Below are 23,516 nucleotides of genomic sequence, written 5' to 3'. Positions count from 1 at the left end.
TGGAGGACTTGTTGAAGAAATGGACAGGACGAAGCTGCCTGAGGGGGTTGATCTTGAAGAAACAATGGAAATAATGGGGATAGAATAGATTAAGAATAGAAAAGACACCGAGGGGTGTCTTTTTTTGTTTGTGAAAATGAATATTAAGAATTTTTATTGTGTAACTAATAAATATTATATTATATAATTTGAATATATAAAATATTATTATATTGTGTTATATTTAGATATAAAGTAGGTTAAATTGATATATAAAATATTTATTAAAATTAATTTATAAATTTAAAGGGAAAATTGATGAGTTACAAAAGCAATAAAAAATTAAAAAAAGCAATAAAAATTATACTTCTTTTTATTGTTGTCATAGTATTATTTTTTATTTTAAATCCAAGCGAAGAAGATTATCTTATAAAAGATTTGAATAAAAAAAGCAGTATCTATTTAGAAGAATGTAATAATGTTAATGATAATTATTTAAAAATATTAAAGATAATGTATCCAAATGAAGAGGATATAGAAAAGTTCATTAAGAATAATATTACATATACAATTACAGATAGAGAAGTTATTGATAGTAATTCTATGAATATATCTTATATGTCATTTTATGTAAAAGTTAGTATAAATGTAAAAAGCTATAATTATGCAAACGCATATAAGAATGCAGTTTTAAAAACAAATGAATTTATAAATAAAAATAATTCTTTAAACCGTGAAGCAATACAAAAATATTTTTATGAACAGTTAGAAAAAGAAGGACAGCTAATTATACAAAACAACCAGATGACTACAAATATTGTATATAGATGTAGTAAGGAACATGAGATTGGCGGTTCAAAAATGGAAATAAAAACTTATATTATTTACCCTCTTCCTAATCAAAAGAATAATATGGACTTAGTAAACGCAATGCTTGGCGGTCTAGTTGAAGAAATGGACAGGACGAAGCTGCCTGAGGGGGTTGATCTTGAAGAGATAATTATACATAAAGAATGATAATATTATAATAAAATATATAATGATAAAGAAAGGAATATGTTATGTATAATAAAAGTCAACGTAATTTTAATAAAATAAAAACAATAATTTTTAATATATGTTTTTTTATTATATTAATCTTATTATTATTTTTTTTCTATATGTATGATAAAATTCCTACAAATGATTTAAAAAATAAGTGCTATGAGTATTTAACTTCAAAAGATGAAGATGTAGTTGAATATAAAAATATGATTATGTTGATGTATCCAAAAGAGGTATATGTAATAAAAAAAGTAAATAAAAACATTGAATATAATATTATTGAGGAAGAAGAATGTTTTGAATTAATAAATCAAGGAAGTATATTAGAGCAAAAAAATAGATATTTTAAAGTAAAAATAAAGGTTACTTCTTATAATTATGCTGAAGCTTATAAAAATGCGGTTATGGCAACAAATAAGTATATAGAACAAAATAAAAACATAAGTAAAGAAGAAATACAAAAATACTTTGCAAAGCAACTTGAACATGAAGGTAGCAAAATAATAGATAATAAAGAAAAAACTGTAATGTATGTATACAAAAAGCAGGATGATGTTGATATTGGCAGAGGTGACTATAGTGTTGTTATTAGCAAACTACCAGAACAAAAAGATAACCTTGATTTCTTAAACGCAATGCTTGGCGGACTTGTTGAAGAAATGGACAGGACGAAGCTGCCTGAGGGGGTTGATCTTGAAGAAACTTTGGAATTAATGGGGATAGAATAGATTAAGAATAGAAAAGACACCGAGGGGTGTCTTTTTTATATAAATTAATAATAAAGGAGGAGATGTTTATTTTGAAAGATAAAAAAAGAAAGGACAGTATAGAAAAATTAAAAGAGGAAATCAGAAACAGTGAACTTGAAAATATGGAAGGTCCATTTAAAGAAAAAGTAAATGATGAGTGTTACAGTATTGAAATATCTAAAAAGGTATTTAACGAGGTTTATATACCATATTTGGATAATGATGACAGGTTACTTATATTTTATGGAGGAGCGGGGAGCGGAAAGAGCGTTTTTGTAGTCCAAAGATATATTTATAAGATACTAAAAAACAATCTTTGCAATATACTTGTTGTAAGAAAGACGGGAAATACAAACAGAACTTCCACCTTTGCACTTTTTAAACAGATAATAAACAAGTGGAACCTTAGGGATTTATTTTTGATAAACAAAAGCGATTTTACCATTACCTGTAAGGTGAATTTAAACCAGATTATATTTAAAGGACTTGATGATGTAGAAAAGATAAAATCAACAACCTTTGAAAGTGGTGAATTAACGGATGTATGGATAGAAGAAGCCAGTGAGGCAGAGGAAGACGACTACAAACAGCTTAACGTTCGTTTAAGGGGTGGTAAAACAAAGAAGCAGATAGTAATGAGTTTAAATCCCATAGACATAAACCACTGGATTAAGACTTCCCTTATTGATACCGGAAGAGCAACCTATCTTCATACTACCTATAAAGACAATCATTTTATAGATGATGAATACAAAAAGGAACTCGAAAGCTACAAGGATACGGATATATACTATTACAATGTGTACTGTCTTGGAATGTGGGGTGTTTTGGGTGATAGTGTGTTTGATGTATCCACAGTAACAAGGCAGTTAAAGAAGAATATAAAACCCATAAAGACAGGATATTTTAAATATGATTATGACGGAAAGGAAATAAAAAACATAGAATTTATAGAAGATGAAAAGGGCTTTATAAACATTTACGAAGATGTGGATAAAAGCTCTTTTTATGTTCTTGGAGGAGATACGGCAGGAGAAGGCAGCGATAATTTTACGGCACACGTAATAGATAATATTACCGGAAATCAAGTTGCTGTTTTAAAAAACAAGTTTGATGAAGATTTATATGCAAGGCAGGTTTACTGTCTTGGAAAGTATTATAATGATGCGCTTATAGGAATTGAAACAAACTTTTCAACCTATCCAAACAAGGAACTTGAAAGGCTTGATTATCCTAAACTTTATGTAAGGAAAAGGGAAGATACATATACCGGAAGAATGATAAGTTCCTTTGGTTTTGTAACAACAAGGATAACAAGACCGATAATAATAGCAAATCTAATAAAGATAGTGCGTGAAGAGGGAGAAAAAATAGTTGATAAGGCTACTTTAGAAGAGATGTTAAGTTTTGTAAGAAACGAAAAGGGAAGACCTGAGGCGGCAGCTGGGGCTCATGATGATTTGGTTATGGGGCTTGCTATTACTTATCACATAAGAGAACAACAGGAAATGGTTAAAAAGAAAATAGTTAAACCGAGAACTTTCCACTTTAAAGCCGAAATGCCCGGTAAAAGCGGCGGTGATTTTGGTGGGGAAATCAAAATTATTTAGGGTTTCGCTCTAAAGAGCGACCAGTATTTTTCCAAAGCAAAAAATACTGGACAAAATGCTTTCACTCAAGCGCCGTGAGGGCTTATAACGTGGTCGGATTTTCTAAAAATCTCTACCCGAGATTTTTGAAACGACCACTACCGCCATCCCATTTATTTATTAGTTTAATAATACTTAATTTTAGTTAATGTACCTGAATAAAAAAGTATGTCACTATGCGTGGAGGCTTTAACGCATCGGGATTTCATGGAAAATCTACCCGATTTTCTCATGAACCGATGCTACCGCTACCCCGCCTATTTGGCTTACAAAAGTTAATTTAATCGAATAGAAAAGTGTGCCACTGGGTGAATTTCCTTATAATGTTTTTAACGTCTAGTAAAACTCTGCCCGGGTTTTACTGGGCAAAAGCTACCGCCATCCCGACTATTTATTGGTTTTACAAAAGTTAATTTAATTGAATAAAAAATGTGCCACTGGGTGAATTTCCTTATAATGTTTTTAACGTCTAGTAAAACTCTGCTCGGGTTTTACTGGGCAAAAGCTACCGCTACCCCGTCTATTTATTGGTCTTACAAAAGTTAATTTAATTGAATAAAAAAGTGTGCCACTGGGCTTGGGGTTTGTAACGCATCGGGATTTCATGGAAAATCTACCCGATTTTCTCATGAACCGATGCTACTGCTACCCCTTATGTTTATTGGTTTTATGTTATGAAAAAGAACATGGTAATAAAATGAAATGTTTCGCTTTTTATGGTTTGATATTTATAGTTTGGGATAATGTAGTAGGATTAATATTATGTATCTTAATATTAAATAATACGTAATAAATTTTATTATATTGTAATTTATGTTAGAAACAATAGTATTAAAGTAAAAATATAATATAAATTAAGAAAAATATTAAATATTTTGTAATAAATTTTAAACAAGAATATCCTAACAAAATAATTATAAATATAGTTTAAAAATATGGGAATATGTTGGGATTAAAACTTTGAAAAGTTATGTTATTATATATTATGGAAAAATAAATAAAATGTTTTGAGGGTAATTTCATTTTATCTTAAAACTTTAAAGGCACTTAAAAAAGTGTCTTTTTTTATGGGTGGTTTTGGGTGGGAATGCTTAAAGTGTCAAGTCTTCATAAGACTATAAATTATGCGCCTTACCTACGTTAAAGGTAAAAGTCCGGACAAAAGAAAAGGAGGAAATGATATGGAAGAAAATTACGAAGGACAATCATTTTCACAAGATGATTTAAATCAAGAAGATTACTATGATAGTTATGACGATTCATATGGTTACGATTCATCTGAGTATGATGAGGGCTTAAGTACCGAAAAAGAATATTATGACGACGAGCGGGAACAAGAGGAAGATACTTATTTTGATGAAGAGCCTAATGAAGATTACGAAGAAGATTATGAACAAAAAGCTGATGAGTTTTCTGATATGGAAAACTTCATGGATGAAGAGATCACACATTCTGACAACGACACTTTAAGCCAGACAAAGCTTGGAAATTATTATGCTGATGAAATCATATCTTTAGGAGATGAAGATATGAACGAAGTATTAAATGAACTTCTACATTCAAATAATTTGGATACAACATCGGAAGTTCTTTTAAACAGGCTTTCAAGTGAGTTATCCCTTAGAACAAATGAAAATGAACTTAGAAATATTGGTAAAGATCCAAGCGTACTTAGAAGTGATGATTTTATAAACTTTGCCAAATATTTCAGAGATGATGTTCCATTAATGGATGTCTACAATGTTTATGAAAGTCGTGTGCTTAATAAGGAGCAAAACACTTATTCTCCTGCGGGAAGTCTTAAAGATAATAAAAAGCCCGGAGGTATTAAGGATTATTACACTGCCGATGAAGTGGACGATTTTACGGTTGAGGACTTTAAGAGAAATCCGAAGTTACTTGATATTGTGAATAGGTCTATTGAAAGATGGTAGTGGATAAGGGGTTTCACCCCTTAAACCCCACGACTTTTTTACTCGCCTAAAAAAGTCGAATAAAAGGGCGCCACTAGGCGTGGAGCCTTATAACGCATCGGGATTTCATGGAAAATATACCCGATTTTCTCATGAACCGATGCTACCGCTACCCCATCTGCTTATTGGTTTTATGGTAGGGAGTGGAACATGGCGATGAAATGGGACGTTTCACTTTAAATGGGTTTTATGTTAGGGGTGTGGGACATCATGGTGAAATTTAAGTTTTACGTTAAATGATGTTTATGTTAAAGGGTGGGACAATGTAATAAAATCAAATTTATACTTTGAATAATTTTTAGGTGAGTGTGTTGGACATGGTGATGAAATGGGGAGTTTCACTTTGAATAGGTTTTATGTAGGGAGTGGGACATGGTGATGAAATGGAAAGTTTCATTTTGAATGGGATTTATATAGGGGGGGTTGGTGTGGGGATGAAATGCAGGTTTTGTGTTTCATGGTTTTTAGTTGAGGGTAAATTTTATTATATTAAAGTTACTTTTCTATAAACGAGGTTAGGCGTGGGATGAAGGTATGAGGTGTTAAGTTTAAGAAAAGCATATTTAAAAACATAAATTTATTATCAAAAGATATATTTGATAAATACAGGATAAAGAAAAGTAATGGGAGGGAAAGGGAAAATATTTATCAAAATATCGAAAAAATGAGGGAAGTAACATAAGTTACTTCTTTTTTTTATAAAAGAAAGAGAGGAAAATATGAGTTATAACAATTTTAAAGCGACAGTATGGAGTGCAAACATACTAAGAGATTTGGAAAAAATGGCAGTACTGGACAAGGACTGTTGTCATGATTTTGACGGAGACATTAAACAAGCAGGAAAGGTAAAAATTCTTGGAGTTGCAAGACCAACAATCGGAGATTATGACGGAAGCGACATTCACGATCCTGAAGATGTAAAAGATACAAGTATTTATCTAGACATCGACAAGGCAAAATATTTTAACTTTGGAGTTGATGATATTGACAAAGCACAATCAAGAAAGGGCTTAATGTCATCACTTAGAGCCGAAGCAACAGCAGGGCTAACTGAAGCATATGAATATGACATTGCCTTAGAAGCAAAAAATGCAGGTAAATTTTCAGCGTCAACAGCTGTATCAACAGAAGATGATATGAAAAAATTAGTAGACAAAGGTCTTGTATGGTTAAGAGATAACGGAGTTCCTATGACACAAAGAGTAGTAATTGAGCTAACTCCATGGGCTTACGACGTATTTGAAAACAAGATTATTGAATTAAAAACAAGAAACGACAAACTAATCGAAGAAGGTATTCTTGGTAAATACAAAAATGCTTACGTAAAAATGAGTAACAACTTATACAACGACGGAAAAGACGATTACTTAATGATAAGAACAAACAGAGCCATTGCAGCGGGAAAACAAATTGATAATGTTGAGCCATTCAGACCTGAAAAGAGATTTATGGACGCTGTAAAAGGGTTACTTGTTTATGGAACAAAAACAGTAAGACCAAAAGAATTATATACAATAAAAGCTCACGAAGCAGAGTAAGAAGGGAGAATAAAATATGTCAGTAACAAATATTGAAAGAGTAAAAATAAAAAGAAACACTCCTGGAGAATATCCTGAGTTAACAGCAATTGACACAACAGACGGAGCGTTAATTGATTTTGACGGATGCGACGATAAAACACTTATGATTTTTTCGGCTTCATCAGAAGGTGCAAAAGTAAAAGTACACAGTGGAAATGGTATTCAAGGAGTAGAAGCGGCAGAATTTGAGTTTGATATTCCAAACGGAGAAATGAGAACTCTTGTAATCGAAAGCGGTAAATACAAAGACGTAAAAGTAAACAAAGGAAAAGTTAAAGTTACCGTAACAGGAACTGTTTCTATTGGGGTAATAGAGTTACCTTAAGGGGAGTCCCCCCCCCTTAAAACCCCCAAACTTAAGGGTTTTCAACCCTTAACAACCCGACCATATTTTTGCCGAAGCCCAAAAATATGGAAAAAAGGCTTTCACTCAAACGCCGTGAGGGCTTAAACGCATTCCAAAGCTTACTAAAAATACTACCCGTATTTTTAGAGCTGGAATGCTACCCCTCCCATTTAACTATAACCCCAAACCAAAATTAATGGGAATATGGTTAAATATTACCCTGACCAATAATAAGGTAGGGTGGCGGTAGTGGTCGTTTCAAAAATCTCGGGCAGAGATTTTTAGAAAATCCGACCACGTTATAAGCCCCCACGGCGAGTGGCGCCCTTTTATTCGACTTTTTTAGGCGTGTAAAAAAGTCGTGGGGTTGTTAAGGGGCAAAGCCCCTTAGAGAAAAAGGAGGTAAATAATGAGTATAAGAAGTATAAAAGAGATAAAAAGATATATTCTTGCGATAATTGAAGAGTACTCTACAAATGATTTGTATACTTCCGATGATGAAGATATAAACAAAAGACTTATTCCTCTTATAAACATTCATTATCAAATGTTATTTAATCAAAGCGAAAATATAAAGGCAAAGAAAATCGAAGTTAAAATTGATAATGAAATGTCAAGAGATGAATACAAGCCTTATTCTCTTGGTTCACTTTGTGCCAAGTTTCTTGGAATAAGGGTAATAAAGTCAGATTATAAAGATATAGATTATTATTTCTTAAATAAAAAGTTATATATTAAAAATAATTACGAAGGACTTATTGAAGCACAGTATAAGCCTTACTGTGAAGATTTAAGCGATATACCAAATGATAAACTTGACGAAACGGAACTTGACCTTGATGTAAATTCGGTTATTGTTCTTTGTTATCATGTTGCAAGCGATGTTTTAAAAACAGATGTCGGAGCAGATTATACAGCCTTTGACCAAAAGGCAGCAAAGATAATTTCGGCACTTGATATAACGAAAAACGGTGTAATGGGAATAGTAAGACCCGTAAAAATCTACGGCGGAGGTTTATAATGGCTAAATCAGAAACCATAAAAAGAACCTATAAGAACATAAAAGGCGTGGATTTTTCAAGAGAGGCAAGAAATGTTAGTGATAACCGCTCTCCAATGATGGTCAATATGTGGAAAGATTATCTTGATGATTCTCAGTGTGTGGTTACAAGAGAAGGTTATAAGTTAATCGCTGATTTTTCTTCTTTAATAGATAACGAGTTAAACAAGAGAATCTACGGTATACATATTTATACCACTCTTTCGGATAATCTTGCATTAGTGCATATAGGAAAATTTTTATATTTATATAAAGAATTTCCTAGTCAAATAAATTTAGAAAACACTGTTTTACTTTCGGATAAAATGAACGAATGTAAGTCAATGAGTTTTATGTATAACGAAAAATTATACATAAATGACGGTTTAATTTATTACAGATTTGACGGAGAAAACCTTATTGAAGTAGGTAATAAAGAAAGGATAAACGAACAGGTTCTTAAAATTGACAGTGAAAATTCTGAAAGTAGTTTTGATATTCCTTTCATTCCTACAACTTCAATTTCAAGACTTCCGGACGGAGGGGGAGAAAGTTATCAAGGCGTAAATGTTCTAACGGGTTTTAGAAAAAATTCTTTTAGCGGAGATAATAAAACAAAGGTTTATGTTCTTGATACAACGGAATTTAAAAATAACGACATAAATTATGTTAAAGCATGGATAAATGACACTTATATTGACTTAAAAAACGGAACCAGTCTTACATATGACGTTAAGAATTCCGAGACCGGCGAAGTAACAACAAAGACCGATACGTTTAAATTAGCAGAAAATGGAATTGACATAAAAAAAGGAACAATAACTTTTAACGTAGCCCCTCCAATGGCTGATACGTTAGGTCAAGATAATGTAGTGATAATGTTTTATAAAGATGTTGATGGGTACGCTGACAGAATAAATAATTGTAAAATTAATGCGGTTTTTGATAATAGAGTATTTTTCAGCGGTAGTAAAACATATAAAAATGGTCTTTTTTACAGCGAATTAAACGACCCTGAATACATCTCTGACCTTAATTATTATCAGGATGGAAGTGATAATGAAGATATAACTTCCATTACGGTTGCGGGTAATGTTCTTTGGGTATTTAAGGACTCAAAAGAAGGCGGCAATAATTTATTTTATCATAAGCCAGACACTGAGCAGATTACAATAACAAATATTCAAGGTAAATCGGAAACAAAATACTATAAAACTTATCCCGTAAAGCAGGGTAAAAGCAGTTTTGGAAGTTTTGGATGCAGTATAAACTTTAAAGATGATGTATGTTTTTTAACGAAAGAAGGAATGTATGGGCTTAAATATTCCGACTTAAACAGCGATATTTATGCTTCGGACTTTGTATGCGAAAGGTCCAGCCTTGTTAATCCTAAAATGACAAATGAAGATAAATATCTTGATGCATCTATGGATATATACAAAGGGTATTTATGTATTCTTATAAACGGAAATATGTATCTTGCAGATAGCAGAAAGACTTTTGAAGTAAATAAAGGTTATGAGTATGAATGGTTTTATTTTGAAGGACTTAGAGTATTTGATGAACAAAGAAATGAATATAAGGGTATATATCTAAAATCTTTTGACAATAAACTTTATTTTGCAACAGACGGAGGGCATATATGCGTATTTGATGAAACCTTGTATAAGGATAATGAAGAAAATATGGAAAACTATATTTTATTAAAATCCGATAATTTTTCAGATATAAACCATTTAAAGACAACTTCCAAAAGAGGTGGAATAGCAAAGTTTAAAGTAATGGGAAATTCCAGTGTTGGAATATACATAAGAACCAACAAAAGCAAAGAATATAAGTATATAACAACATATAAAAATGCCGGTTTTTCATTTATAGATTTGGATTTTAGGACATTAAGTTTTTTAATAGATCAGGATAATAACTATGGTGTAATAAAAACGAAACAAAAGAAATTTAACGAACTTCAAATAAAACTAAAAGGCGAAACAATTGACAAAAAAGAATCGAGACCTTTCGGCTTTTTCTCTTTCACACTGGAAGGTTACAAAGGAAACTATATTAAAAGGTAGGTGAATGGTTGATGGATAAACTGATTGGATTTGATGAAGATGTAAGAAATATAGAGCCTCTTGGAGATACACCGATGATTTCAGGTGAAGAATTGAGACAGACTTTTGATAAAGCCGGTGTAGACATAAAAGAGTATTTAAACTCGGTTTTGCTTCCTAAAGTAAATGATGAAATTATAGAAAATATTGACACGAACACAACGAACATAGAAAAGATAAAAACCGATATGGAGAGTATAACAAATAGGGTGGATAATACTATTGCTAAAATATATGTAGGTGAAAGTACATCGGAAGCAGTTAATACATCACCTAAAATAGTATTTTCAAAAACAGTTCCCACAACTTCAAATTATGGAGCTAATCTTCCCATTGGCTCAATAGTATTTGTGTATTAGAGGTGAGATATGGCAAGCAGCGGAAAAGTAACGGGAAAATATTCAAACAACGATGATGTTTATATATCTTTGGAATGGGAAGTAAAAAGTCAAGATAAAGAAGCTAATAAAACAGTAATACACTGTGAATTATGGCTTAGAGGTAAAGACAGTTACAGACACTGGAACTTTTACGATCATATAAGCTATATAACAGTAGACGGAGTAAAGAAAACAAATTCTAAAACTAATTTTGATACTTATAAAAATCCGTGTTTATTAACACAGGCTGATTTTACCATAAAGCATAGTTCATCAGGTGCAGGAGATTTTAGTGTAAGTGCTAAACATTATAGTGGTGTTGCAATTGGAACAGCTACAATAAGTTCAAAAAACTTTACACTTCCTACAATAAAGAGAATATCAAAGTTAAACTCTTTAAGTATAGTAAATGAATATAAGGGAATAAAGGCAAGTTATACAAAATATAATTCAGCTTTTAATGATACTTTAGTTATAAAATGTAAGACTTTTTCAAAAACCGTAACTAATTATAAAAGCGGGAATACCGTATCTTTTACAAGCAGTGAACTAACTAAGTTAGAGGATATTTTAGGAGAGGATAAGACTATAACATTTACTTGTTATTTAAAAACTTACAGCGGTTCTACACTTCTTGGTAATAGTAATTCTTTATCTAAAAGCGGAACTCTTACTTTTAATGGGGGACCTAAAGTATATATAAAAGTAAGCTCTTCTAATATATCAAAGGTAAAAGGGGTATATATAAAACCTTCAAGCATATACAAAGTTAAGAGTTCGTATTTAAAAACTTCATCAAGCAGTATAGTAAAAAGTTAATATAAAAAGGAGGTAAATTATGGCAAGCAATCCATATAGTGGTTTAAGTTCGTATGCGAATAAGTATTATAAAAATACTAATGATGCTGTAAATAATTATTATAATTCGGCAAAAACAAACATAACGAATGATACTAATCAACAAGTAAAAGAATATCAGCAAAAGAAAGTACAAGCAGACAAAGATGCATTCCGTGATGCAAGAGCTGCAAATGCTGATTACTTAAAAAGCATTAATCCCTATGGATACAATGCAGAAAAACAGGCAAGCGCCGGTCTTGGCGGAAGCGGTTTTTCCGAAAGCAGTAAAAGTGCAAACTTTACAACCGCACAAAACAGAATATCACAGGCAAGAACAACGGCAGAACAGGCAAAAATGAATTTTGACAATCAAATTGCACAAGCCTACAACACCAAAAACTCTAAACTTGCAGAACTTGCATATAACACAATGAATACAAGAAACAAAGCTTTAGATACTCTGCTTAGTAAAAAACTAAGTATTGCTTCAGGGTTAAAGGATTGGTATTTAGGAAAAGGAAATTTGGATTTAAACAAAGAAGAATTTCAATTCAGAAAATCCCAAGCATAATAAGGAGGAATTATGCAGATAAAATATTCAAACAGCGGATATTTATTTTTTAAAGTAAGTGAAGAGAGCATTTTAGATTTAAGCATTATATCTAAGGTGCTTTTTTCTTTTGGAAGAGGTGTAAAACAGTTAATAAAAGAATATCCGGGTGAAGTAAGTTATTTTGAAAAGGAGCGAGGTTTTCTCGTTCCTTTTTCTCAGGAAGACATGACAAGATTTAGAGAAGGCGATGATGTGGAATATGATGTGAAGTTTATTTATAAAACAGGAGATAGTTATTCAACGGATATAGGAAATTTAGAAATAGGCGAAGTTGTAAACAAAAATACTTATAACATTTAGAAAGGAGAAAAAAATGGCAATTGAATTAATTGTTGATACTCCCGTATTAAAGGGAGAAAAAGGCGATAAAGGAGATACGGGAAGTTTTGATTATACTCATCTTGAAGAAATAGTAGACGAACATCTTGATAATAGATTTGAAGATGTAAATGCAAGTCTTGATTTAAAAGTTGACAAAGAATTAGGGAAAAGTCTTGTTGATGATGATTACATAGCAAAACTTGATAATCTTGAAACACTTGATAAAACCGTTGTAGAAAAGTTTAATGATAAAGTTGAACAAAGCGACCTTGAAGAAAACTTAATACAAATTGAAGGTCAGTTACAAAACTATATTGATGAACATCTTGTTACTGCAGGAAGTGGTGATATGCTAAAAAGTGTATATGATACAGATGGTGACGGTGTTGTTGATATTGCAGAGAATGCTAATAATGCTGATAAAGTAAATAATTTAACAGTAGAAACAGCAGTTCCACCTGATGCAGTGTTTATCGATACGACTTATGAAACTGTGACAACAGAAACAAACGGGCTTATGAGTTCTGTTGATAAAATTAAATTAAATGGAATTGAAAATGGAGCTAATAATACAGAAATTATTAATAATCTTACAAGTACGGAAATAGATAAAGCATTAAGTGCTGCACAAGGGAAAAATATCAATGATACTATTACAAGTGTAAAAGAAGAAGTTTTAAATATTCAAAATAATATCACAGAGCTAAAAAAAATTACAAGAACTTTACTATTTGAAGGAGCAGTAAAAACAGGTGTTATTACATTAAATGAAAGTATGAATAATTATAGATATTTAGTATTTAACATAAGTTCTGCTACTTCGGGAGATCCTTTCGGTGCTGGTATATATCCAGTTTTAGAACAAAACCAAATGTCGACACAAAGTGTATTGTGTTACGACTCGGTTCCAAAAACAACATATAACGCAAACGCAGTTACGATATATACAGGAAGATTTACTAAACAATCAGATACTCAACTTAATACAGATATTCCAATTCATAATAATATTATTAGAACAGAACAATCTATTGGCGGTGGAACAGAATATTACGTTAGAGAAATATGGGGGGTACGTTAAATGAAAATAAGTTTAGATGAAAATAAATATATTGTTGCTTTTGCAACTGTCGGAGACGTTGAAAACAGTATAGAAGTAGATTTAAGTGTTGAAGATTTTAATGATTTACCATGTTTTCTTTATAAGTATGAAAACGGAATTTTAACACTTGACGAAGAAAAGAAAAAGCAGTGGGAAGAGGAACAAAATAAGCCTGAGCCGGAGCCAAGCGGAAACGATTATGTAACTTATGATGAGCTGGCAAAAGCAATAAGAGAGGGGGTAAACAGCTATGGAGTCTAAGGAATATGTGTTAAATAAAATGAGAGAAGTTGGACTAAACTCTGCAACTTTATTCCAAGAAAAAGCTCCCGAGCTTGATGGAACAGCGATAATTGACAGGGAAGATGATATTCCCGATTTTAACCCCGAATTACATCAGTATTTAAACTGGACAAAGGGGCAGGTAGTAAAAGATAACGGACAAGTATGGCAGTTATTACAACCTTATGACAGCACAGTTTACAAAGATCACCCCGAAAATTTAAGGGCACAGTGGAGCTTATGCCACACAAAAAATCCTCTTAAAGCAAAACCATATGTTGCACCTATGGGGCAAAGTGGTATGTATATGATTGATGAGTGTTGTATTGCTTCAAACGGAAAAGTTTATAAATCAAAAGTTGATAATAATGTTTGGGAACCGAGTGGTTATCCTGCTGGTTGGGAGGAGGTAACGCTTTAAGGGATTCTCCCTTAACAACCCATATTTAAGGGTTTTCCACCCTTAACAACCCGACCATATTTTTGCCGAAGCCCAAAAATATGGGAAAAAGGCTTTCACTCAAACGCCGTGAAGGCTTATAACGTGGTCGGATTTTCTAATAATCTCTACCCGAGATTTTTGAAACGACCACTACCCACGCCCCAACTTAATGAGAGTGTGATAAAATCCTGCTTTAGTTAATAATAAGTTAGGGGGGGCGGTAGCACTCGTTTATAGAAAAATCGGGTAGATTTTTCATGAAATCCGAGTGCGTTTACGGCTCCACGCCCAGTGGCGCCCTTTTATCCAAATATTTGGGCGAGCAAATATTTGGTGGGGTATAAGGGGTGAAACCCCTTAGAGAAATTTTTTTTAGTGGTTTTAATAAAAAATAAAGGAGTGATTTTATGAGATGACAGAGGGACAAATAACAATAATTATTGCTCTTATAGGACTGATTATAACCGTGATAATCAATATAAGCAGATTTGCAGGAGCGGTTACAAAAATAGAAACTTCTTTAAATCACTTAAATGATGTTTTAAAAGATTTAAAAAATGAATTTAAAGAAAGTAGAGAAGAAATGGCAATGAAGAGAAAAAGACTTTGGGATCATAACGAAAAGCAAGACAAGATACTTGATGAACATGAATTAAGAATAATAAAACTTGAAAATAAGGAGGGACATTAGTGTTAAGCATAAAAAATTATCAATCTAATTTAAAATACTATTATGGATTTTATACCGGAAGTGTTGACGGAAAAGTCGGAAGTAAAACGACTTCTGCAGTAAAGAGTTATCAAAAGTTTAAAGGGCTGACACAAGACGGAATTTATGGAAGTAAGACAGATTCGGCATTAATTTCAGACATAAAGAATTTACAAACTTTACTTAATAAAAATAGAGCAAAACTTACAGTAGATGGAATAATTGGAAATGCGACCGTTTCGGCAATTAAGTCATTTCAAAAGAAGAAAGGTTTATCTCAGGACGGTATTGCAGGAAGTAATACTATTAAGGCTTTGAAGAATACATCTTCTTCAAGTTCTTCATCTTCAAAAGTGAATTGGGATAAGGTTAAGTATTTTAAAAAATCAGAGTTTAAATGTCAGTGCGGGGGTAAGTATTGTAATGGATACCCCGCTGAGATGAGTTCAAAGCTTATTGATATTTTAGAAGAATTAAGAGAATATTTTGGTAAGCCTATAACAATTACATCAGGGCTTAGATGTAAAAAACACAATGCAGAAGTAAGCGGTTCTTCTTCAACTTCAAAACATATGGAAGGTAAGGCAGCGGATATTTATATTTCTGGTATTGATAAGGCAAAAATAAAATCAAAAGCATATTCTTTGGGGGCAGCATATAGTTACTATGGAACAGCTAATATGGGTAATGCTGTTCATATTAATGTGTAATTTATAAGGGGATTTGCCCCTAACCCTGTCTGCCCTTAACAACCCGATATTAAGGGGTGTTACCCCTTAAGAACCCCACCAAATATTTGCTCGCCCAAATATTTACATAAAAGGACGCTACTGGGCGTGGCGTTTTAGGGTTTCGCTCTAAAGAGCGACCAGTATTTTTCCAAAGCAAAAAATACTGGACAAAATGCTTTCACTCAATCGCCGTGAAGGCTTAGACGCATCGGGATTTCATGGAAAATCTACCCGATTTTCTTATGAACCGATGCTACCGCCACCCCAACTTAATTATTGGTTTTATTTAGTGGGGTGGGACATTGTTGTGAAATGATAATAATTATTTTGAATGGGTTTTATTTAGTAGGGTGGAACATTATAATGAAATTTAGGTTTTGTTTTTAATGGTTTTACATAAGGAGTGGGACATGACAACAAAATTAAATTTATACTTTTAATGCTTTTTATTTTAGGGTGTTGGACAGAATAGTGAAATTAAAATAATTACTTTGAATGGGTTTTATGTTAGGGAGTGGGGCATGGTGAAGAGATAAAGATATATAACTAAGATTTACTAAACTTCACCTATTATCATCATGACAGCGTATGGAGAGGTTTAAAGATAGTTTTAAAGTTTAATATGAATTATAAAATATAACAGGAGGTAATAATGAAAAATATTGATTTAAAAAATGTTTCAAGCGGTACTATTGCAAGGACTCTTTTTTTATTTGTAAGTTTAGTAAACAGTGCTTTAGGTATGTTTGGTTTTACATCTTTGGATATTGACGAAAACACAATTTACACAGTTGTAACGGGTTTAACTACTGTTGTTTCGGCGGTTCTTGCATTTTGGAAAAACAACTCTTTTACAAAAGAGGCTATTGAAGCTGATAAGTATAGAGAGAATTTACTTACTGATGAGAAGATAGGGGAATAATAAAAGGGGCTTAAAGCCCCTTATTTTTTTTGTTCTAATAAGTCAATCGCTTTTGTTAAAAATTGTGACCTTGATAAGTTGTTTTCTTTGCAGTAACTGTCGATACGGTTGAATAATTCTGGTTTGATTTGGGTGCTGAAAGATGTGTACGCCTTTTTGTTATATTTTGCTTTTACTTGCCATGATGTTTCCGCCATTTTTTTCTCCTTTTATTTGTTTTTCGATATTCTAATTAAATTGTAAATGCTTATTACTAATGCAATTATGGATATAATTAAAGTAATATTTTCCATTGATATTTAAAAAAGAAAGATGTATAATTTAGAAAGGGAAGGGGATTTAATCCCCTTTTGTGTGTTTATAAATTTTGATGACAGCTACTAGGTTAACTATGGCTGTCATTAAATTTATAATGTCTGATATTTCATCTTTCATTTCTTTCCTAATTTCTATAATTATTATATCATACTTAATTAAGTATGTCAATTGTTTATTTAAAAAATTAATAAAATTTGTTAGAAATTGAGAAGATTTTTAACAATTTTAAAAGCTTTAAAACCCTTTTAAATATGGGGAATGCACTATTTAAAAGGGTATATATTATAATATAATTTAGTAAATAATTTAATTATTATATAGTAGCTTTAGAATATATAAAAAAATGGAGGATAATAAAAAATATGTTAAAATAAAAATATAAATAATAAAAAGGGAGAAAAGGGAAATGGCAAAGAAAATATTATCTGCACCGGCGTTTATTGTTGGTTTATTGTTAGTTTTAGCTCAATTTATGGGGAAATATTTTGTTGAATTAATTTATATAGATATATATTATAAAAAAGGCCCTATTTTTTTTGTTAATATAATGGAGTTTTTTGACTTTTATATTCTTTTATGGATTGGAGCATTACTTATGGTTGTAAGTGCAATTTTTACTGTAAAGAATAATAAAAGTAGTAAAATTAATAAATTAAGTAAAGAGAATGAAGAACAAAATATTGTTGAAAAAAGCACTGATTTAAAAGCTCAAAGTGGGGAACTTGACTTAAATAAAGTAAGACAAGAGAGAAATATAGAAAAAGAAGCTTTAAGTAAGTTGGTTAATTTAAGCAGCGAAAGCGGAGAAGTTGATTTAAACAAATTAAGAGAAAATCAATTTATTAATGAAAGTAATGTTAAAAAGGAAACTCAAAAAATCAAAAATAAAAGTGATAAAAGATTTATGGCATTAATAGCCGGTCTTGTTATTATAGTTTTTGCATGTGGAATGTTTATGAATAGCTATTACAAAAATTCAATTTCTTACTATCAAAAACATGGAGTTCCTATTGAAGATGGAAAAATTCAAATAGATAAAGATGATTTTATTGCAATTATTAATCATAACATTACAATGATTGATAATAAATGGGGAGATTATGAAATTCCTAATCTTGAAGGTTTTACGGTAGAAGATGCAAGCACTGCGGGAGAGGGGTATCATTTTTATCACTGCACAGTAAAAATGGATAAAGAACCTGATATTAATATTGTATTTCTTTTAGATGAAGAAAATAAAATAGAATATATAAATATCGGTTATAACTGGATAGAAGTAAAACCAAAAAATGAAGATGATATTGCAAATCAGCTTTATGACAGGGATAGTATGATGGCTGCTTATTGTAATATAATTTACGGAAGCTTATCGGGTTTTTATAACCATGATGTAGAATATTATGACAATATAATGGCTGAATTATATGACCTTGAGTATGACAATAATTTTGTCGCTGAAAATGAATATAAAGGCGATAATGCTGTAATTACATGGAGCTATACGGAAGAAAGGCAATCTATGATCGAAATTGATAAGTTAGTCCAAAATATGTATTAAAAGAAGAGGTATTGCCTCTTTTTTTATTATGAAAGTTTTACATTTATTTAATGTAAATTATATTTAAAATACAAATTAAATTTGTATATTGACCCCTTATGGTAATTTGATTAAAATATACAAAAGGGGAAAGACAATGAAAGAAAAAAACAATAATAAACTAAATGACTCAGAAAAATTAAAAGAATATTTTTCATCTGAAGAAGATGATTTTTATGCTGAATATACTTTATTTAATAATAAACAAAATGATCCTCATAAAAATATAGAACAAAATAGTGGAAAAAATAAAGAAGTTGATGAGTTTTTTGATGAAGTAGAGAAAGAGGAAAGAGAAGAGGTTCTTGAAAAGACAAATAATTTATCTGATAAAAAGAATATATTTTCTAATATAAAGGTTAGTAAAAAAGCTACTATTTTTGCTGTTATTTTTATTGTTCTTGCTTCTTTTGTATGTTATTTTACTCAAAACTTAGGAAGTAGTGAAGATAAAATAAAAAATTATTTAGATGTTATATTTGTAAAAGATAGTGAAAACACTTATGAAAAATATCTTTCTTCAAATACAAATGAACATATAAGCGGATTTGACAGTGATTTAAGAGAAATAAAAAAAGACTTTACAGATATGGTTATAGGTTCTTCCGTGCAAAATAATCTTAGTGAATCAGAAATAAATACAATGTTATTAAATACACTTAAAAACGTAGATTATAAAGTTAATAGTGTTGATGTAATTGGAAGCAGTGCAAAAATAAATATAACCTTATATGTTCCTGACTATGAAGATATTTTTATTTTGGCTATTAACGAAACAATTAATCAAAATCAGTCGTCTAAGCTTAGTGATGAGGAATATCTTGTAAAACTCATAGAAAACTATAATAAATTAACTGAGAGTAATATCAATAAAACAAGTGATATTTCTTTTAACCTAACTTTTAATAAAAGCGAAGGAATTTGGCATTGCAGCGATACATATAATTTAACAAACAAACTTTTTACACGTGTAAATTCGGGGATGAACAGTGCTTATTTGAGCATTGTCGATGGTATGGGATTTTAAAATAAATTATTAATAGAATATAAAAAAGACACTTTAGGTGCCTTTTTTATATGATAAAGTTTTTATGTGTTTATATTACGTCCATTATAATAAATATTAAAGGAATTATCAATCAATTAAGTCATTGATTTCTCCCAAATTAGGAATCCAAATTTCCGATGCGTCTATAAAATTGTTTTTGTCTTTATTTTGTCCGTAATTGGTTGAAGGTATTTCGCCCTTAAGTTGTTTTTTTATACTTTGTGCTCTTAAATTACAAAAATCTTCAAATGTTTTAACTGCGATATTAAAATCATCATAGGAGCAAAAAGCAGTTGGGTCTTTTTTTACATAATCCTTTATTAAATTTTGAGTTTCTTTTATTTTTACTTTATAATAATTGTTTTCAAAATAAATGTCTATAAATTCCTTAAAGTATAAATGATATAAATTATAGTATTCTTCTTCCGTCATTAAATTGTAAAACATTGGACGATTTATGGCAATTTCATTTGAAACAGGAGTATCTATTGGATAATTTACATATAAAGTTGAATCGTTTATAGGGTTTGGCATACCGAGGGAATACGTACAATAAGCTAAATTATAGTCCCATGGTATCATGCTTAGCTTACCGTTTTTTTCATATAAAAAATAATTATGTCCTGTCTGTCCGAGATAACTGTCAAGATTAACCGTAAAATTATGTACGACAAAATATCTTAACACTTCGTTGGTATCTACATAGTTATCTATATTGTTTTTTTCAGATAAATTTTTTAAAGAGTTTATCAGTCGTGTTTTATCTCGATTTGAACATTGAAATTTTGCGTTTCTGAATATATTGTCATATTCATCAATTTCATCTGTTGTGTATTTTAATGCAACATCTAAATTGGGGTCATTTATGTCCTTATAATCAGGTTTATACAATTGACCGTGATTTTTACCGAAAACTCTTAAAGCAAAAGCCTCTTCCGGTTCTTCAACTGCAAGAAACAAACCATAATCTTCTCCGTTTACTTTTACCCATGTATAACTGCAAAGAGGGGTGGGGATATTCATTTTTTTCATCATGTCAAAGGTAATATATGTTTTCATATAGCTGTTATCTTGAAAAGAACAATCCAAGTTTAATTTATCCAATCCGTAGTAATTGGTAGAATCGTTGTAATGGTCAAATTCCAGCTTTAGACTATACCTTGTCAGCCCATATTTTTCTATTAACTGTTTTGAGTTGTTACCTTTTATTCTTATTCCGATATTATTGAAAATTTCTCCGTCTATTTTTACATTGCAAGGAACATATTCTTCAGAAACTTCTGTAATCATTTTATCCCAGTCTTTTATATGTAGTTCTATCATATGAACTTTTTCATCATTAAAAATTTTGTTTACGTATGGTTGTTGAATAGTGGAAGATTTTATTCCTAAATTTTTTATTGATATCAATATAAAAGAAAATATAACGCAAACAAAAATTATGATAATACATATTAAATCTATTTTTTTACTTTTAATCATTTTTTACCCCATATAATCTCCGTTATAAGAAACTAATGTGATTGCGTTTACTCCTTCTTTCTTTTCTATTTCATTAACAAATTTAGTGGATTCTTCTTTGATTCTGATTTCATAGTTTAATTCTATATTGTCGGGTGTAACGGTTTTGCTTTTTAACGATATTTTTTTTACTTTTGATTTTATAATTTTCATTGTTTCTTTTTCTGTTTCTTCATCACTGCAGTGAAGAATAAGAATGTATGGCTTGTCGAATGTATCTTTTTGAGCAAAAACAATTAATACAAAAGCAATAAAAATGCTTCCAAACACCGCCAAAAGAATAAGACCTGCTGCTATTACTATACCTATTGCTATGCTCCAAAACAAAAAAACTATATCCATAGGTTCTTTTATGGCAGTTCTGAAACGAACAATAGACAATGCTCCCACCATACCCAAAGACAATACGACATTGCTTGTTATGGATAACATAACCAAAGTGGTGATTAAAGATAATCCTATGAGGGAAATACCAAAACTTGAAGAATACATAACTCCGGAAAAAGTATTTTTATATACAAAAAAAATCAAAATCCCCAAACAAAAAGCAAAAAGAAACGATAGTATCATATCAAAGGCCGTAATTGATGCAATGTTGTTTAAAAAACTTGATTTGAATATATCTTGAAATGTCATTATAATTTCTCCTATTCATAAATTCTTGATGAAGCATATTTTGAAAAAGAAATCGGTAATTTATCCAAAGTACTTAACATTATTTTTACGATTTCCGGTAAAAAATTATCATATTTTACTTCCAAAATAAATTTATTGTTGAATGTTTTTATATAATTATACTTTTCGTAAAAACATTTACTTTCTGCAGAAATTTTTTTTGATTGAATTTCGCTGTCTAAAGTTATTCTTACATTTGACGGGGAATATATAAAAGCTTCTCTTCTATAGGTTACAATATTTTTGGGCATAAGCCCCTGGCCTTTTATTTTACTGTACAATTCAATTAACAAAGGATTGTTTGAATATAACAAAAAGTCATTATCTTTTAATAAAATTTTTTTTGTTTCTTCATAAGACAGTAAGGAAGATTGTTTTGAAGTAAGACGATTTTCTTTTATTTTTCTTTCAAGTTTTATATAATCCATATTTTGATTATAAAATCTTATTCTGTATTTTTCTCTTTTGTCCGTTCCGTTTATTTTTTCATACAGAGCTTTGTCATAAGGAGTATCAAAATATATGCTGTTCACATGATAATAACCATGTGGAGCAGCATATATGTCTGTTTTAAATACTTTTTTTAAGCGTTCTTTTAGAATAAAATATTCTGCGAAATTAATTTGATATTTTATTTCATGTCTGTATTTTAAGTTCTTTTTTTCATAAAAATTTGTTTTAGTCATCATAATTGCTGTTTGAATAATTACTGTTATTATCGTAGTTAGAGTTGTTGTTATAATTTGAGTTATTATCATTATAATTAGAGTTGTTATTATAATTTGAATTGTTATCATTATAATTAGAGTTGTTATTATAATTTGAATTGTTCGAGCTTGAAGGCTTGCTGTAATTTGAACTGTTGTTGTTTGATTTATTACTGTAATTACTGTTGTTGTTATAGTTTGTATTATTGTTATAATTGGTATTGTTTGAATTGTAATTGTTTGTTGATTTTGTATTGTTATTTGTTTTTGTTGTTTTCTTTTTCGTTGTTTTTGTTTTTCCGTAATTTGAATTTTGATATTCGCTTAAACCGTAATTACTTTCACCTTCGATTATTATTTGTCCGTTTGTAGTGTTATTTTTTAGAGTATCTTTAACATCATAAATTATATAATCTAAAAATTTATCATTTGGCATTTTTGAACCTTTTTCAACTGTAACGGTTATGTCTTTAGCATTTGCCCCGTTTTTTAAATAGCCTTTATCGGACATCAATTTTATAATGTCTTTTATAACTGTTCTTGAATGTTTGTTTTCATATTCATTGTAATCTTTTAACAGTTCTTTTCCGTCATCGTTTATCGGTGTAACATCAATGATTTTTCCTTCGCTGTCATATGAAATGGCAATTTCGGGATTTACTTTTATTATTAAAGAACCGATTTGTTGTTCTTTTTTTAAAATATTGCCTTGTTTAAATAATGCAAACGCAGATATGAGAATCAAGCCGATTGCCAAAGTTAAAAATAATCTTTTCTTTTTCATATCTTTACTCCTTTTTTACTTGACTTATTTTATAAATAGATAATACAATAAAAT

25 protein-coding genes are annotated in these 23,516 nt (G+C 30.4%); 20 read left to right on the top strand and 5 right to left on the bottom strand.

The features are described from left to right. Nucleotides 1-297 precede the first annotated feature (297 nt). The 18 genes from FGQ49_RS05400 to FGQ49_RS05315 all read left to right on the top strand — a co-directional run bounded on the left by FGQ49_RS05400 (nt 298) and on the right by FGQ49_RS05315 (nt 16,812). Nucleotides 298-996 (top strand): hypothetical protein, encoded by a 699-nt coding sequence (locus tag FGQ49_RS05400; protein WP_138268852.1) that lies wholly within the window; start codon nt 298-300, stop codon nt 994-996. Between the two features lie 143 nt (nt 997-1,139). Further along, a complete protein-coding gene (locus FGQ49_RS05395) occupies nt 1,140-1,751 on the top strand; it encodes a hypothetical protein (RefSeq protein WP_138268851.1) in 612 nt (203 codons plus the stop codon). A gap of 71 nt (nt 1,752-1,822) precedes the next feature. Next, complete coding sequence (locus tag FGQ49_RS05390; protein ID WP_243112221.1) at nt 1,823-3,382, top strand: PBSX family phage terminase large subunit; 1,560 nt, start codon at nt 1,823-1,825, stop codon at nt 3,380-3,382. A gap of 1,220 nt (nt 3,383-4,602) precedes the next feature. Continuing rightward, on the top strand, nt 4,603-5,355 hold the full coding sequence (locus FGQ49_RS05385) for a hypothetical protein (protein WP_138268850.1): 753 nt from the start codon (nt 4,603-4,605) through the stop codon (nt 5,353-5,355). 758 nt (nt 5,356-6,113) lie between these two features. Further along, nucleotides 6,114-6,932: a hypothetical protein gene (locus FGQ49_RS05380; protein ID WP_138268849.1), complete on the top strand. Its 819-nt coding sequence runs from the start codon at nt 6,114-6,116 to the stop codon at nt 6,930-6,932. A gap of 16 nt (nt 6,933-6,948) precedes the next feature. Further along, nucleotides 6,949-7,299 carry a hypothetical protein gene (locus FGQ49_RS05375; RefSeq protein ID WP_138268848.1) on the top strand — a complete coding sequence of 117 codons (351 nt, stop codon included), beginning with the start codon at nt 6,949-6,951 and terminating at the stop codon, nt 7,297-7,299. A 430-nt stretch (nt 7,300-7,729) separates the two neighbouring features. Next, entirely contained in the window at nt 7,730-8,341 is a 612-nt protein-coding gene (locus FGQ49_RS05370; protein WP_138268847.1) for a hypothetical protein, read from the top strand. Continuing rightward, nucleotides 8,341-10,431, top strand: coding sequence for a hypothetical protein (locus tag FGQ49_RS05365; RefSeq protein WP_138268846.1), 2,091 nt, complete (start codon nt 8,341-8,343; stop codon nt 10,429-10,431). Before FGQ49_RS05370 ends, FGQ49_RS05365 begins: the two co-directional genes overlap by 1 nt. 11 nt (nt 10,432-10,442) lie before the next feature. Continuing rightward, nucleotides 10,443-10,829 carry a hypothetical protein gene (locus tag FGQ49_RS05360; protein WP_138268845.1) on the top strand — a complete coding sequence of 129 codons (387 nt, stop codon included), beginning with the start codon at nt 10,443-10,445 and terminating at the stop codon, nt 10,827-10,829. Nucleotides 10,830-10,838: 9 nt separating this feature from the next. Then, a complete protein-coding gene (locus FGQ49_RS05355; protein WP_138268844.1) occupies nt 10,839-11,669 on the top strand; it encodes a hypothetical protein in 831 nt (276 codons plus the stop codon). 19 nt (nt 11,670-11,688) lie between these two features. Further along, nucleotides 11,689-12,261 (top strand): hypothetical protein, encoded by a 573-nt coding sequence (locus FGQ49_RS05350; RefSeq protein ID WP_138268843.1) that lies wholly within the window; start codon nt 11,689-11,691, stop codon nt 12,259-12,261. Between the two features lie 12 nt (nt 12,262-12,273). After that, a complete protein-coding gene (locus FGQ49_RS05345) occupies nt 12,274-12,603 on the top strand; it encodes a hypothetical protein (protein WP_138268842.1) in 330 nt (109 codons plus the stop codon). A 13-nt stretch (nt 12,604-12,616) separates the two neighbouring features. Beyond that, nucleotides 12,617-13,705 (top strand): hypothetical protein, encoded by a 1,089-nt coding sequence (locus FGQ49_RS05340; protein WP_138268841.1) that lies wholly within the window; start codon nt 12,617-12,619, stop codon nt 13,703-13,705. Next, nucleotides 13,706-13,987, top strand: a complete 282-nt coding sequence (locus tag FGQ49_RS05335) for a DUF2977 domain-containing protein (RefSeq protein ID WP_138268840.1) — start codon at nt 13,706-13,708, stop codon at nt 13,985-13,987. Next, complete coding sequence (locus tag FGQ49_RS05330) at nt 13,977-14,429, top strand: hypothetical protein (RefSeq protein WP_138268839.1); 453 nt, start codon at nt 13,977-13,979, stop codon at nt 14,427-14,429. The genes FGQ49_RS05335 and FGQ49_RS05330 overlap by 11 nt, the downstream gene beginning before the upstream one ends. A 433-nt stretch (nt 14,430-14,862) precedes the next feature. After that, nucleotides 14,863-15,141: a hypothetical protein gene (locus FGQ49_RS05325; RefSeq protein WP_138268838.1), complete on the top strand. Its 279-nt coding sequence runs from the start codon at nt 14,863-14,865 to the stop codon at nt 15,139-15,141. After that, nucleotides 15,141-15,869 (top strand): peptidoglycan-binding protein, encoded by a 729-nt coding sequence (locus FGQ49_RS05320; RefSeq protein ID WP_138268837.1) that lies wholly within the window; start codon nt 15,141-15,143, stop codon nt 15,867-15,869. Before FGQ49_RS05325 ends, FGQ49_RS05320 begins: the two co-directional genes overlap by 1 nt. Nucleotides 15,870-16,542: 673 nt before the next feature. Beyond that, complete coding sequence (locus FGQ49_RS05315) at nt 16,543-16,812, top strand: phage holin (RefSeq protein WP_138268836.1); 270 nt, start codon at nt 16,543-16,545, stop codon at nt 16,810-16,812. A 20-nt stretch (nt 16,813-16,832) separates the two neighbouring features. Here the strand turns inward: FGQ49_RS05315 and FGQ49_RS10335 are convergent, their stop codons facing one another. Next, a complete protein-coding gene (locus FGQ49_RS10335; RefSeq protein ID WP_171020599.1) occupies nt 16,833-17,009 on the bottom strand; it encodes a hypothetical protein in 177 nt (58 codons plus the stop codon). Nucleotides 17,010-17,536: 527 nt separating this feature from the next. Here FGQ49_RS10335 and FGQ49_RS05310 point away from each other — a divergent pair. Together FGQ49_RS05310 and FGQ49_RS05305 are read left to right on the top strand one after the other, a co-directional pair. Then, nucleotides 17,537-18,688, top strand: coding sequence for a hypothetical protein (locus FGQ49_RS05310; protein WP_138268835.1), 1,152 nt, complete (start codon nt 17,537-17,539; stop codon nt 18,686-18,688). 136 nt (nt 18,689-18,824) lie between these two features. Continuing rightward, nucleotides 18,825-19,754 (top strand): hypothetical protein, encoded by a 930-nt coding sequence (locus FGQ49_RS05305; RefSeq protein ID WP_138268834.1) that lies wholly within the window; start codon nt 18,825-18,827, stop codon nt 19,752-19,754. Between the two features lie 108 nt (nt 19,755-19,862). Here the strand turns inward: FGQ49_RS05305 and FGQ49_RS05300 are convergent, their stop codons facing one another. From FGQ49_RS05300 to FGQ49_RS05285, 4 genes are read right to left on the bottom strand one after another with little or no spacing between them, the layout of a single operon-like run. Further along, nucleotides 19,863-21,257, bottom strand: a complete 1,395-nt coding sequence (locus tag FGQ49_RS05300) for a CotH kinase family protein (RefSeq protein WP_138268833.1) — start codon at nt 21,255-21,257, stop codon at nt 19,863-19,865. Between the two features lie 3 nt (nt 21,258-21,260). Then, nucleotides 21,261-21,932 (bottom strand): DUF4956 domain-containing protein, encoded by a 672-nt coding sequence (locus FGQ49_RS05295; RefSeq protein WP_138268832.1) that lies wholly within the window; start codon nt 21,930-21,932, stop codon nt 21,261-21,263. 11 nt (nt 21,933-21,943) lie between these two features. Further along, nucleotides 21,944-22,660: a polyphosphate polymerase domain-containing protein gene (locus tag FGQ49_RS05290; protein WP_243112220.1), complete on the bottom strand. Its 717-nt coding sequence runs from the start codon at nt 22,658-22,660 to the stop codon at nt 21,944-21,946. After that, nucleotides 22,650-23,462, bottom strand: coding sequence for an anti-sigma-I factor RsgI family protein (locus FGQ49_RS05285; RefSeq protein WP_138268831.1), 813 nt, complete (start codon nt 23,460-23,462; stop codon nt 22,650-22,652). The genes FGQ49_RS05290 and FGQ49_RS05285 overlap by 11 nt, the downstream gene beginning before the upstream one ends. Nucleotides 23,463-23,516 lie beyond the last annotated feature (54 nt).

This window comes from Anaerofustis stercorihominis, from assembly GCF_005844425.1.
GTDB lineage: Bacteria > Bacillota > Clostridia > Eubacteriales > Anaerofustaceae > Anaerofustis > Anaerofustis butyriciformans.
Note: the sequence above shows the minus strand (reverse complement) of the source record. Positions and strands in the feature narration are given on the sequence as shown.

Coding starts and splice junctions, on each gene's coding strand:
- FGQ49_RS05400 (WP_138268852.1), top strand. CDS start 298: ATGAGTTACAAAAGCAATAAAAAATTAAAAAAAGCAATAAAAATTATA.
- FGQ49_RS05395 (WP_138268851.1), top strand. CDS start 1,140: ATGTATGATAAAATTCCTACAAATGATTTAAAAAATAAGTGCTATGAG.
- FGQ49_RS05385 (WP_138268850.1), top strand. CDS start 4,603: ATGGAAGAAAATTACGAAGGACAATCATTTTCACAAGATGATTTAAAT.
- FGQ49_RS05380 (WP_138268849.1), top strand. CDS start 6,114: ATGAGTTATAACAATTTTAAAGCGACAGTATGGAGTGCAAACATACTA.
- FGQ49_RS05375 (WP_138268848.1), top strand. CDS start 6,949: ATGTCAGTAACAAATATTGAAAGAGTAAAAATAAAAAGAAACACTCCT.
- FGQ49_RS05370 (WP_138268847.1), top strand. CDS start 7,730: ATGAGTATAAGAAGTATAAAAGAGATAAAAAGATATATTCTTGCGATA.
- FGQ49_RS05365 (WP_138268846.1), top strand. CDS start 8,341: ATGGCTAAATCAGAAACCATAAAAAGAACCTATAAGAACATAAAAGGC.
- FGQ49_RS05360 (WP_138268845.1), top strand. CDS start 10,443: ATGGATAAACTGATTGGATTTGATGAAGATGTAAGAAATATAGAGCCT.
- FGQ49_RS05355 (WP_138268844.1), top strand. CDS start 10,839: ATGGCAAGCAGCGGAAAAGTAACGGGAAAATATTCAAACAACGATGAT.
- FGQ49_RS05350 (WP_138268843.1), top strand. CDS start 11,689: ATGGCAAGCAATCCATATAGTGGTTTAAGTTCGTATGCGAATAAGTAT.
- FGQ49_RS05345 (WP_138268842.1), top strand. CDS start 12,274: ATGCAGATAAAATATTCAAACAGCGGATATTTATTTTTTAAAGTAAGT.
- FGQ49_RS05340 (WP_138268841.1), top strand. CDS start 12,617: ATGGCAATTGAATTAATTGTTGATACTCCCGTATTAAAGGGAGAAAAA.
- FGQ49_RS05335 (WP_138268840.1), top strand. CDS start 13,706: ATGAAAATAAGTTTAGATGAAAATAAATATATTGTTGCTTTTGCAACT.
- FGQ49_RS05330 (WP_138268839.1), top strand. CDS start 13,977: ATGGAGTCTAAGGAATATGTGTTAAATAAAATGAGAGAAGTTGGACTA.
- FGQ49_RS05325 (WP_138268838.1), top strand. CDS start 14,863: ATGACAGAGGGACAAATAACAATAATTATTGCTCTTATAGGACTGATT.
- FGQ49_RS05315 (WP_138268836.1), top strand. CDS start 16,543: ATGAAAAATATTGATTTAAAAAATGTTTCAAGCGGTACTATTGCAAGG.
- FGQ49_RS10335 (WP_171020599.1), bottom strand. CDS start 17,009: ATGGCGGAAACATCATGGCAAGTAAAAGCAAAATATAACAAAAAGGCG.
- FGQ49_RS05310 (WP_138268835.1), top strand. CDS start 17,537: ATGGCAAAGAAAATATTATCTGCACCGGCGTTTATTGTTGGTTTATTG.
- FGQ49_RS05305 (WP_138268834.1), top strand. CDS start 18,825: ATGAAAGAAAAAAACAATAATAAACTAAATGACTCAGAAAAATTAAAA.
- FGQ49_RS05300 (WP_138268833.1), bottom strand. CDS start 21,257: ATGATTAAAAGTAAAAAAATAGATTTAATATGTATTATCATAATTTTT.
- FGQ49_RS05295 (WP_138268832.1), bottom strand. CDS start 21,932: ATGACATTTCAAGATATATTCAAATCAAGTTTTTTAAACAACATTGCA.
- FGQ49_RS05290 (WP_243112220.1), bottom strand. CDS start 22,660: ATGATGACTAAAACAAATTTTTATGAAAAAAAGAACTTAAAATACAGA.
- FGQ49_RS05285 (WP_138268831.1), bottom strand. CDS start 23,462: ATGAAAAAGAAAAGATTATTTTTAACTTTGGCAATCGGCTTGATTCTC.